At 56.8% G+C, this 12,324-nt stretch carries 8 protein-coding genes and 1 pseudogene; 8 read left to right on the forward strand and 1 reads right to left on the reverse strand.

The window, feature by feature from the left end; genetic code table 11:
- Positions 1-22 precede the first annotated feature (22 nt).
- Both EN846_RS27910 and EN846_RS27915 read left to right on the forward strand, forming a co-directional pair.
- Positions 23-925, forward strand: coding sequence for a hypothetical protein (locus EN846_RS27910; protein WP_135913991.1), 903 nt, complete (start codon positions 23-25; stop codon positions 923-925).
- Positions 926-1,114: 189 nt separating this feature from the next.
- The gene (locus EN846_RS27915; protein WP_135913992.1) at positions 1,115-2,350 is read left to right on the forward strand and encodes an acetyl-CoA carboxylase biotin carboxylase subunit family protein; all 1,236 of its coding nucleotides are present in this window, start codon (positions 1,115-1,117) and stop codon (positions 2,348-2,350) included.
- Between the two features lie 523 nt (positions 2,351-2,873).
- Here EN846_RS27915 and EN846_RS27925 read toward each other — a convergent pair.
- Positions 2,874-3,227, reverse strand: coding sequence for an SMR family transporter (locus tag EN846_RS27925; protein WP_135913994.1), 354 nt, complete (start codon positions 3,225-3,227; stop codon positions 2,874-2,876).
- Between the two features lie 990 nt (positions 3,228-4,217).
- Between EN846_RS27925 and EN846_RS27930 the strand changes: the two are divergent.
- From EN846_RS27930 to EN846_RS27955, 6 genes and pseudogenes are all read left to right on the forward strand, one after another.
- Positions 4,218-4,340: pseudogene (locus EN846_RS27930) on the forward strand (IS5/IS1182 family transposase); the annotation flags it as partial.
- Positions 4,341-5,028: 688 nt separating this feature from the next.
- A complete protein-coding gene (locus EN846_RS27935; RefSeq protein WP_135913995.1) occupies positions 5,029-5,718 on the forward strand; it encodes a class I SAM-dependent methyltransferase in 690 nt (229 codons plus the stop codon).
- A gap of 490 nt (positions 5,719-6,208) precedes the next feature.
- Positions 6,209-7,264, forward strand: a complete 1,056-nt coding sequence (locus EN846_RS27940; protein ID WP_135913996.1) for a hypothetical protein — start codon at positions 6,209-6,211, stop codon at positions 7,262-7,264.
- A gap of 9 nt (positions 7,265-7,273) precedes the next feature.
- A complete protein-coding gene (locus tag EN846_RS27945; protein WP_135913997.1) occupies positions 7,274-8,332 on the forward strand; it encodes a pyridoxal-phosphate dependent enzyme in 1,059 nt (352 codons plus the stop codon).
- On the forward strand, positions 8,329-11,031 hold the full coding sequence (locus EN846_RS27950) for a lyase family protein (protein WP_135913998.1): 2,703 nt from the start codon (positions 8,329-8,331) through the stop codon (positions 11,029-11,031). The genes EN846_RS27945 and EN846_RS27950 overlap by 4 nt, the downstream gene beginning before the upstream one ends.
- Positions 11,032-11,310: 279 nt before the next feature.
- Entirely contained in the window at positions 11,311-11,760 is a 450-nt protein-coding gene (locus EN846_RS27955) for a hypothetical protein (protein ID WP_245518734.1), read from the forward strand.
- Positions 11,761-12,324: the final 564 nt, after the last annotated feature.

Below are 12,324 nucleotides of genomic sequence, written 5' to 3' on the forward strand. Positions count from 1 at the left end.
CAAAGCGAAGAAGGGAGGCAGCATGTCAGGTCAGGCATCGAGCGCAGAGCGCGGCAGAATTCAGGGGGCGAAGTACGATTTCACGGCAAGCTACAATCGCAGGTGGCCTCACGCCTATTTTCGGGAGTGTTTGGCCCTGGACTATATGATTACAGATCGAGCCAAGCCGATCTTCGAACGGATCTTCGCCGATTACCGACGCGTTCGGAACAAGAGGAACTTGAAGATAATCGATGTCGGTTGCTCCTATGGTGTCAACGCTGCCTTGCTGCGAACCGATCTCGACCTCGACGATCTGTATGCTGCCTATCTGGAGCCCAGCGGATCGCTGTCGCGCCGACAGGAGATCGAGCATCGCGCTTTTTTTCGCAATCAGGGCCTCCGTGACGACATCCAGTTCGTCGGCGTGGATCCATCGTTCCGGGCTGTTCGCTATGCGCTGGATCTGGGCCTGTTGGAGGCTGGCGTCACGGCTGATCTGGAAACGTGTGACTTGACGGTCAAGGAACGTAGCGCACTGGCGGATGCGGATATCCTCATCAGCACAGGCTGTGTGGGTTACGCCACCGAGGCAACTTTTGCACGCGTGTATGAGGCCTCAGCGACCTCACGCCCGTGGGTCGTCGCCTTCGCAATGCACCCCTTCAGCTATGACGGCATCGCGGCGGCCCTTAAGGCTTTCTCATTGGAAACCGAGCCTTTAAAACGGTTCAGACAGCGCCAGCGGCGCTTCTCCACATCGACGGAAAGGCAGGCGATCCTCCAGGCTATGGCCAAACTCGGCATGGACGATCGCCTAGAGCGCACGAGCGGCTACATCTATGCATCCTGCTATATTTCCGCACCGCCAGGCGAGCGCTCTGAGCTTTGTCATGGACGGACTGCGCGGCGAAATCAAGGTGAGACTCAGCGTCAATCAGGATGAGACTCGGCGGCGGGGGTGTGACGAAGGGAGGTGCAACAGATCCTTCAACTAAGTTTACAGAATCATTGCGACCGCCAAGCGCGGCCAGTGGTACGTTAACCCAACGTCTGAGGTGGGCACGGATAAAAAGTGATGCCTGTTTACGCTCGGGCCGCCTCACACAGCACGCCACGTCGGAGCTAAAAATCCATGGCAAGAAAAGCGCTCATCCTAGTTGAAGGTCACAGGGGTAATGGTCCGCTCCATGTCCAAGCGGCTCAGCGTCTTGGCCTTCATCCAATTACCTTGGCCACAGATCCGGCGCAGTATGAATATCTTGCGCCGGAAAGCATAGAGGCTATTCGTGTTGATACAGACAATTTCGATGCGCTGATCCGTGAATGTTACCGGCTCCGTGCTAACTATGACATTGCTGGAATTACTGGCTTTTCGGGAGACGACGAGTCGGTCTCTGCAACAGTCGGCAAGCTCTGCCGGCACTTCGATCTACCGGGACCGACCCCCGCATCGATTGAAGGATGCTGCGACAAATTCACTCAACGTCAGCTTCTCGCGGAGGCTGGCGTGCCAGTACCTGCTTATCGAGTGGCGACGAACGCGACGGAGGTGGAAAGCTTTGCCGCGGAGATCGGACTGCCGGCGATTCTTAAGCCGGTCCTGGGCAGCGGCAGCATTGGTGTCCGATTGTGCCGCAATGTCGATGAGTTAGCCGAACATACAACCTATCTGTTGGGCAAGATGCACATATGGCGTTCTTCGCCTAGGATACTGGTCGAAGAATTCGCACAAGGCCCGCATTATTGCATTGAGATAATGGGAAATCAGGTCATTGGGATTGGCGCCCTCGACTTCTGCCGCCCACCTCATTTCGTCGTTCGTGAGTTCATCTATCCGGCCGTGCTGAGTGATGACGAGCATGATCGTATCTCTGACGTTTCGCTGAGTTGTTTGCGAGCTCTCGGTCTTGGTTGGGGTCCAACGAACGTTGAACTCCGGTGGACGAAGCGTGGCCCAGTCGTGATTGAGGTCAATCCGCGTCTTCCGGGTTCGCCCTGTCCTGAACTGGTTCAGCTGGCTTACGGTGTCGATCTCGTCACCGAGCACATCAAACTTGTGATCGGTGCCGAATGGAATTTGCGCAAAAGCCATTCGGAAACTGCGGCCGCGCGGTTCCTAGTTGCTGATCGCGACGGCACCCTCGATTGGATCGATGGCGACAGTCGGGCAACGGCTGTACCAGGTGTCGCCGAAGTCAAACTATATGTTCAACCCAAGACGCAGATCGTCAGGAAAAGTGATTTCCGAGACTGTATTGGACATGTCATCGCCGCTTCACCCTGCCCTGCTAAGACAGATTCGATACTTCAGCGAGCTATCGATTTAATCAGTTGGTCGATCACCCCATTTCCGAACCCTGGGGAATAGGCCAATCTGCGGCTCTTGCCGGTTTTGGCTTCGCAAGATGGACATCAGCGGGGCGGATCAGGCGACGAGAATGGCGGATTTCAGAGCAGGCTCGGGTACGCTAACTCTCCGGAGCCGCGATCCCTCTCCGGTATGGCCAATGAGGGGGCGTTATTAACTTACGCTTCGTGGACAAAGCTTGACGCCAGACTGGGCACTGATCGGGCCGCTGCTGCCGGCAGAGCGGAGTGCCGGCCAGTGCAGGATAATCGCCCTATTTCGAAGGCATGATGTGGATGGCTCGAACCGGGCCGCAATGGGGTCATCTGCATCATAACTATGGCAAGTGGAACAGCGTCTTGCGCCGATACCGGCTTCCGTGAATCGCGCAACCTGCACCAAATACGCGGAAGAACTCCTGATCGTCGCGCTATAAAAGCGGCGATGGCGGCGGGAAAGTGAAGCTCTTCGAGCCGACGTGCGGGGTAGCGAAATCGGGCGAGCAGAGCCTTGCCGTCAAGCACCGGCAGAGTGAATAGCCATTTCAGCCTCCTTGGGCCAGAAAAGTAATACCGGCCAAGACAAGTGCGAGGCCAATCCACTTGGACAGATGGAACGGTTCTCCAAAAAGATAACATGACGCAACCGTCACCATCGCAAATCCAGACCCCGCCACAATCGGATAAGCGATTGACACCTCCATAGAGTCGAGGGTCTTTGCATATAACACAACGTTTATGCCGTAAAATATAACTCCACCTATGAAGCCCATCGAGAGGAACTCGTCGGCGCGCCCCGCGTCAACTGGTAATGAGGTTCGGCTCCACTTTAGAAGTATACTGCCGATACCAGAATTCATGCCAGCAAGAAGAACCTGAATAAGGGATAATTTGTTCATTCTAGACCATCCGTAACACTATAGAAACGTCTGCATAGCGCCAATCCCGGAACGACCGGTGTATTGTACACCCTATTGAGAGAGATACTGCAAATGCATGGCCAATCAAATCTTTCGTACGGGGCAATCTGAAATCCGCAATTCCGCAGCCGAAACCGGAGTGTCAAGACCGGGCTCCGGAGCCCCAAGGCGGTCGCGTTCAACAACAGTTCGCGCCAGCACTTTCGCCACATCATTGACTCAAACCCCAGACAATTGTTGGAAACATGCTGAGCGATATCCTGCCGTTCAGAGCGAACCCGACTTCCAGTTACATGCCTCCTGCCCCATTGAGCATGTTTCATGCCAAAGCTGAAAAGTATTTTTTATCAGCATGGTATCTCCTAACCGCAGCGTCCGATATCCGACATTTGTTAGATTGCAGACAAAGCGTTATGCAGTGCGCTGACGGCGTGAATCAAGGAGGTGCTCCGCTGCCAGCGGAACTTGAAACATGGCAGCATGAGGTCCAGGCGATCGTTCAACAAACGCCTACGACACCCGCGGTTTAATCAGACATGTATTTGATTGCATGCAACTCACACCGTAACGATCAACCTCGGTGCCCCCCTTTGGCTGTAAGCGTCACGAGCACCGCACGGGTATCCTTGCTTGACAGAGGCAGGATTCAGATGCGGGCCGCTTTGACGCGCCTGGGCATGAGTGCTAGCGGATGGCGACGGCCGCCTTTGCATCGGCGGCGACGCCCACGTAGAACGGGCGCCAGAGCCTTGGAGCAAAATCGGTGGCGAGCAGGAAGGCAGTCGACCAGTGGAAGGGATCGAAGGAACCGCTTTGCGCCGCACAAAGCGCGGGCGCCAGGTTTCCGGCGTTTCGGCAAGGCTGGTCGAGATTCGGTTATAACTTGCAACGAACGTCTGCGCGGCGAGCGTCCCTTCGAGTGTCATCAGCGCTCGCTCACCGGCGTTAGTGCACGGATCTGGAGCATGACGGATGCGGGCACGGTCGCTCCCCGTTCAGCAGACCGACGTCGCAATCGGCTGCACCGTCCCAAACCGAATGCTTGCCTGCGCACGCCCGAAATCGCCCGCTGCAAGGCAAAGGAAGCTTTAGAGCGCGCGTCATCAAAGATCGAGATCCGTCATGCTCCAGATCCGTGCACCAACGCCGTGTAGCTGATGGTCGCTGTGTTCATGCCATCGGGTGTATGCCGCAAATCCCGGACGCGAGTTAAGTTGATAAGACTGGCGACGGGCGAAGTGCACATCACGCCCAACCTGGCATGCCGCTTGCTGCTGTGAGATTTGCCAGTCAAACGTCTGCGGGTTCTCGGGGATCAGCGGCTGAATGACAGCTTGTCGAAGCTGAGACCGGTGGGCTAGCGACGGCGACTCCTTGGGGATACGAGAGACGGCCATGGGTGCTCCGGAGCTACTGATCAGATATGGACGACTCTCATTGCGACCTCCTATATCTGACTGCGGTCGAGGCCGTTGGTGAGGCGTTTGTCGTTGAAGTGTGCGCCGTTCACTCCGAGACGAACTCAGCATAAGAAGCGAAATGACCAAAATTGAATGTCCCGCAGCTGGACGACACGCCTGGCTCACAGTGGCAATCCGCAAAAAAGCCCGCTCTTTGAGCCGGCTTCGCTTGTAGGGGAGGGATGGGGCGATGGCGAAGGAAAGACGGTTGGCAAAGGAAGATTTCAAATTTGGCAACGCAGCATGTTTTTTGAACCGGCAGTTCTTAGTCCTCAGATTCTGAAGGTAGCCAGCTTGCATCTACTCTACACGAGGAATTTATGAACACGTTGGCCGGACAAAACGCACTTCGACAAGCCGCGCAAAAGCGGATCGAGGCATCACATGCGCTCGACGGTGACGCCAAAAGTTTGGTCCGTTATTATCGTGAATGGGCTGGGTCCTACGAGTTGGACCTCGCGCGCGAACACTACCGCAGCCCCTTGATTGTGGCTGAACTGGCGGGCGCCGTGCAATCGGCCTACATCGGCAGAGAACGAGCAGCCATGACAATACTGGACGCTGGCTGCGGTACAGGCCTAGTTGGCATTGAGCTGGATCATCTTGGCTTCCGTTTAATCGACGGCTTTGATCTCTGCGAGACGATGGCCGAAATGGCAAGGCAAACAGGCACCTACCGCAATGTCCAAGGGGACGTTGACCTCAATAGACCACTCTCGGACTATTCCGGCGCGAGCTATGATATGACCGTGTGCTGCGGCGTCTTCACGCTTGGACATGTCCGGCCGCATGGCCTGCGCGAGTTGGTCCGCGTGACGCGCTCGAACGGATTTGTGGTGGTAAGCACCGAAAGGAGCTATTCGGAGGCAACGTCGTTTGAAAATGAAGTGTTGTGTCTCCAGCAGGCGGGCGTCCTTACACCAGTACAATATCTGAGCAACGGAAGATACATCGGGGAGCAGGAAGCGCACTATTGGGCGTTCCGAGTCCATCGGGGCCCGGCGGCATAGGCGATCATCTCGCGCAGAAGATCGGAATCCACGCGCTTCTTCATGAGCCCGCAGGTTATCATGGCGTCGGTCCGGTGGTTTCTCAGCGTTCGGTTGGCTTCGATAAGCCGATAAGCACAGACGCTATCCACCGTGCTGCCGGGCCACCCCATGTTCCGGATGTCACCTTCTGTGATAACCCTGTCCGGTTCAAGACGTCCATGTTCGGAACCCGACCTATTGGGGCGCAAGTATTCCGCCGTTGCGGCGCGAACCTTGGCGTTGAGCCTCTTTCACGCACGGCCTCTTAGGTGGCACGCCAATTGCGTAAAGCAGGGTGAATGATCCGTCTCTGGCCGAGGAGGTCTACAGGTCACCGGTTATGATGTAGCCAGAAAAGTCGAGTGCCGCAAGCGTAGCGCAGTGGTCGACGCCGAAACGCGAGCCCTGTTCCGACGAATCTCCCCTGCTGGCGGCAAATCACATGTTAACGAGCCTGTAGGGAGGCGATATGTCAATTCAGAATCCCACCCATCCCATCGGCCCCGTAGGAAGCGATGCGAGCATCTCGACTAGAGAGCTTGTAGCAGCAGCCGCCGATGAAGTTTGGAAGCCATACATATATCACCAGTGGTTCGATGGCGCAGATGGGGCCGAGATTTTCGCCGAGGACGGGCGGCAGCCAAGAATTCATTCTAGCGACGCTCTTTGTTGCGGCACATTCGGCGAGTTGCTGCAAGGCCAGTTGCCGGTCGCCTCCGTTCCCTGCGACCCTCACTTTTTGGTCACGATGCCCATCGCGCTCTTTGCGCGAGCTCACTTCATGCCAACTCCAGGCACACGATTGGTAACCGTTTATCCGTCACATAAAGTCAAAGCTAAACGACTGGCTGAGGACCTAGTGATAGCGCTCGGCGCCTCAGGAGGAATCCTCCTTTTGGAATCTGAGCTCCCCGAAGGCAAAGGACTCGCGAGTTCGTCTGCCGATCTTGTCGCGACGGCACGGTCAATCGCACGCTGCTTCAAGCGTAGAATTCGGACATCGTTGATCGAGAAGCTGATGGCGGACATTGAGCCATCCGACGGGGTGATGTACCCCGGTGTGGTCGCATACCAACAGCGATCATGTAGCCTTCTCTCTTTCCTTGGCCAAATGCCCCCACTTGCAATCGTTGGTATCGATGAAGGAGGGACGGTCGAAACCCTCGACTATGACCAACGGCGAGGTGAAATCTCCGCCGGGGACAGAGCAGAATACCACCAATTACTCGAGCGCGCACGGATCGCAATTCCGCAGGGTGACGCGGCGACAATAGGCAGAATAGCCACGGCCAGCGCGCTCCTGCATCAGGAGCGGGTTCCAAAGGAGCATCTGAACTCGATGCTGAAAGCATCCGAGGCCACTGGCGCTCTCGGGGTCATAGTGGCGCACAGCGGCACAATGGTTGGAATCCTGCTTGATCGAATGGCGGCTGACTTTCCACGGAAGCTCCGGTCCGTGCTCGCCCATATATCGCCTATCGACAACTCGCCAAGAATATATCTGACCATGACCGGATCTCGCTGAGGTAGCAATATGGACGCTGTTCGCAGACGCCTGCCATTCTCCAGCTATTCTGATGCCTATGCTCTCCCCAGCATTATTAAGTGCGGGACAAACCTTTATCTTGCGCAGTTCGCGTTCATGAAGCTTCTCCCTGCGAAGTACATCATTGAGAAAGCGCTGGCTCGAGGAAATTTGACTCACGGCATGAAAGTTATCGAGACCTCGAGTGGAACCTTCGCACTCGGTTTGGCCGTAGTTTGCCGGGAACATGGTTTCCAGCTCGAAATCTTCACAGATCCAGTGATGGACAAAGGCCTGGAAAACAGGTTGATCTCCTTGGGAGCCGAAGTTGTCATAATAACCGAAAAGGCGAAGCGGGGTGGTTATCAAAGAAGCCGCCTCGACGCATTAAACGCTAGAATGAGACAGTTAGGCTCCTCCTGTTTCTGGCCCCGGCAATACGAAACACCGGACAATCCGGCAGCCTATAAGCTCTTCGCCGATCAAATATCGGAGATGTTTGGCGCCGACGTAACTGTGGTTGGCTCCGTCGGATCTGGAGGCTCAACTTGCGGAACGATAGAGCGCCTCCGCCAAAAAGCCCCTGGTGCGCGCCTAGTCGGAGTGGACACCTTCAATAGCGTCATTTTTGGTCAACCGGACGGCGAACGGAAGCTGCGGGGGCTGGGGAACAGTCTTGTCCCGAAGAACGTCAAGCACGAACTGTACGACGAGGTGCATTTCATCTCGGCTCCGCTCGCATTTGCCGCAACGCGTACTCTCCACGAGCGGCACGCCGTTTTCGCCGGACCGACTTCCGGCGCGAGCTATATCGTGGGGCGCTGGCGCGCTCGGCAGTATCCAGATGATACCGTAGTCGTCGTATGTCCTGATGAAGGCCACCGCTACGTCGATGCTGTTTATGACGATAAGTGGCTCGAGCAGAACGGATGTCTGGATGAAGGTGTACCCCTGGACGCGCCGGCGACCGAAAATCATCCCTCGACGGCTCTCCCACCATGGAACCGATATCATTGGAATCGGAGAAGCCGGGAAGCTGTCCTACACTTGCTGGAGAATGCTTCATGACGAACCGGGGTAGCTTCCTTTTCGTGGAAAGCAACACGACAGGCACCGGCGAACTATTGATGACGCGGGCCCGATTCCTGGGCTTTAAGCCCTACCTAGTCACGCGCAATCCCGCGCGCTATCCGTTTCTCAGGGACTCCGCCGCTGAAGTTATCGAAGCTGAAACCCGCAGCCCGGACGAACTCATCGGAGTCGCCGCCAAATTAAAAAACCTCGCGGGAATATATTCGTCGTCAGATTATTTTGTGGAAGCAGCGGCAAGCCTCGCGGCGGCGATCGGGCTGCCAACAGCGGATTCGGGTGCTATAGCCACCTGCCGGAACAAATGGCAGCAAGCGGTCGAGTTGGAACGAGCATCGATCACGATCCCTAAAACTCGGTTGGCCACTTCCGTCAGGGACGTCGAGAACATCCTTACACGAGCTACTCTGCCGGTGGTCGTGAAGCCGGTCTCCGGAAGCGGCAGTAGCGGAGTGCGGTTGTGCAATAGTGCCACAGCCGCCATCACGGCATTTGAGAGTGCAAAGAACGTATTGTTGGATCAAGTGGATCTGCCCAGTCCCGACATCCTCATCCAGCAATATATACCGGGTAAGGAATACTCTGCCGAGATAATTGCGTACGATGGGACGCTGCATTGCCTTGGAATTCTTGCCAAGCACAAAAGCCCGCTTCCCTCCTTCGTGGAGGTGGGGCACGACTTCCCGGCCTCGCTACCGGAGCCATCCCTCAAGGAAGTGGCTTCTTTCGCTGCGCGAGCGGTGTCGGCTCTGGGCCTGAAGTTCGGACCAGCTCATGTGGAAATCGTGATAACGGAATCGGGTCCCGTCATCATCGAGGTCAACCCCCGGCTGGCTGGAGGAATGATTCCAGTCATGCTCTCGCACGCCTTGGGCACCTCAATCCTTGACATGGTGATTGGACTTTACGCGGGAGAAGGGCTCGCACCTCCACGCGCGAGCGCAAGGGCGGGAGCCATCCGCTTCCAACTCGCTCATAGATCCGGCAAGCTCAAACGCCTTGGCTTCTCTCGAAATCCAGAGCCGACAGTGCCTGAAGTGGGTCTGCTGAAGTCTGAGGGAGACGAAGTTCAAATAAATGGCGACTTCAGAGACCGAGTAGCTTACGCCGTCGGCGTCGCTGATGAACTGAATGCCGCCGTCGCGGCAGCTCAACGGATGATCGACTCCCTTGTGATCGACATCGAGACGAGTGTTGGTGAATCGGACAACAAGCAGGACCCTGGGTCAAGCGATACTAGGTGGACTCTGCATCCCGAAGCGATGAAGTTGCTCGCTCCGCCTATCGAAATCTCGCGTGACGGTCGCCTTCTACGGCACCAGGCGACCATAGACGAAGCACATCTGGTGATGCTGGCGGACCAGGGCTTGGTCAGCCAAGCAGCCGCTGCCGAGCTCCTCAAGCACATCTTGGATCTCCAGGACGAGGGCTTTCAGTCTTTGGAAGGCCGCGATGCTCCGCGTGGCCTCTACCTTGCCTACGAGGCCGAACTTGCCGCCAGAGCTGGCCTAGAAAAGGCCGGTTGGCTGCACCTTGCGAGGTCCCGCAACGACTTGAACGCGACCATTTCTCTCCTGGTTCTTCGGGAGACAGCATGTTCCATCTCGCAAGAAATAGGAATTGCACAAGATGCCCTGCTTCAGCGAGCGGAAGAGGCATCGAGACTCGTGGCTCCGTTGTACAGCCAATACCAGATCGCACTCCCTGGGTCGCCAGGCCACTACCTGCTTGGCGTTTTCTTCGCTCTGGGGCGCGAGCGCCAGCGCCTCCATAGTCTGCTGGAAGACATCAGGAACTGCCCTATGGGAGCTGGTGCCGGCGGAGGCACCAGTATGCAGATTGATCCTTTGAAAACCGCAAGTCTTCTAGGATTTGAAGAGCCGTCGTTCAACTCACTTGATGCGGTCGCGAGCCGAGACCATCACCTGCACGGGCTTTCTATCTTTGCTAGCACCTCAACCTTGCTCAGTCGTGTGGCCCAGGATCTGCAGGTCTGGACGACTCGTGAACTCGCTCTTATCGACATTCCTCGAAATCTTGCCGGGGGCTCGTCCATGCTGCCGCAAAAGAAGAACCCGTTCCTACTTGAACACATCAAGGGGTCGGCTAGCACCGTAATTGGCGCATACGTTTCTGCGGCAACGGCTACCTCCAAAGCACCCTTCAGCAACTCGATTGAAGCAAGCAACTACGGCTGCTCTCCTCTCAGGCTTTCAGAGGAGGCCCTGACGAGGGCCATCATCCTTACATCGCTTATCGTGAAGTACATGTCGTTCAACATCAGGTCGATGCGCGAACATCTGGAAGACGGGTCATCAATGACGGCCGTCGCCGCGGAACGGATGGCGTCGCAAGGCATCCCTTTCAGGGAGGCCCACACTCAAATTGGGGAGATCGCGCAGCGACTGTCTCAGGTTAGCTGCGCCACACAACGCCGAAGCGAGCTTGCCAGCCAACTCGCTGGCGTGTTCCCGGCGAGTCTTGAAGAGTGCAGGGATGCTCTGCAGTTCGGAGGAGGACCCGGAAAACGATCAACCGACGACCAGCTTTCTGCAGCAAAAATGCTTTATCGGGACGCGCAGCTGAAATGTGCGGACATAAGGGAACGCGGTGCGATCGCCGAGATGCACCGCAAAAGGAGAGTGAAAGAACTCATTGATAAGCACCGGACTGCCTGAAGGTGTGTGTTAGAACGCCCGCTTGCTGGATGGCGCGCAGTCTATTCTAGACTAGCAGCCTGTCGGAATTAGCGAACCAATAGGATATCGGCTAGAAGTCGCCAGATGTCGCTTGGCAGTTAAACGTAAGAATGCGCCGGTTTTGCTAAGGGTTGGCATTTAAACGTGAGAATCTTGGGCGGCGGATTCTCAAATTATGTGCCTCTGCGATGAAGCTTTCCACTTACGAGTTCGGGCTATCATGCTCTCGGCTTGCTGAAGACTGGACTTTTGACAGGCGTGACCGGCACGGTCGCAAGTGTTGTGACGGCGGCGTTCCTCGTCCTTCTGGCCAAAGCCGAAGGAAAGTCGGCGCTGCAGCCGACCAACGCCACCAGCCACTGGCTCCACGGCGACAAGGCTGGTGCGGTTAGGAAGGCCGACCTCGCGCACACGGCGGTCGGCTTCGGCACCCATCATGCTTCGGCCATATTCTGGGCCGCTCCTTTCGAGGCTTGGCTCGCCAGAAATCCTCCGCGGTCGCCGCTACTGATGCTGCGCGATGCCTCCGCGGTAGCCGCGATCGCTGCGGCTGTGGACTATCTCGTTGTGCCGAAGCGGCTGACCCCGGGCTGGGAGACAGTGCTTTCTAAGCGCTCCATCGCAGCTGCGTATGTAGCGCTCGCTCTGGATTTGGCTGCCGGCGGACTAGTCGCGCAGGAGATGCGAAAAGGCGAGGTAGGGCCATAGCGCCGCGCATTTCGTGGCCATTGAACTCCTGTGCGAAAGCTTCTGTACTACGGCACGAAGTGGAGAACCGTTCGGCCCACGGCATCGCCGCGGCCGCGGGTGTGTCGATTCAGTTCGTGAACACAAACCCGGACGGCCTCGCAAATCTCGGCCTGATGACCACCCACCGCTGACGCTGCGCTGCGCCCAGATGGTGCTTGCGGCGCGTGCATGGAGTGCGGCAAAGCCGGACCAAGATACCTCGTCGACGGCCCAGATGGTGGCAAGCCGCGCGATTTGATAGGGGAATGTATTCATGGCCGGCCTCCTGCAGGTGCCTATGACAACAATGGCAAAGTCATTGAAGCGTAGACCTGGATGCGTCTGGGCACGTAGTTATGGAAATGGAGCGACGCCAGCGGCACTACAAGATTCTGCCGTCAGAATCAGGGCTGTGGTCTGTGATCGATAGCCTGACAGGGCTTCCCGCCGAGAGATACGGTCGGCCGCTCACCGGGCTGACCTGGTACGAGGCCGAAAAGGCTGCCTTTAACCTCAGCGAGAGCACTCCGCCATGGATAGCCT

Source organism: Mesorhizobium sp. M4B.F.Ca.ET.203.01.1.1, assembly GCF_004791025.1.
Classification (GTDB): domain Bacteria; phylum Pseudomonadota; class Alphaproteobacteria; order Rhizobiales; family Rhizobiaceae; genus Mesorhizobium; species Mesorhizobium abyssinicae.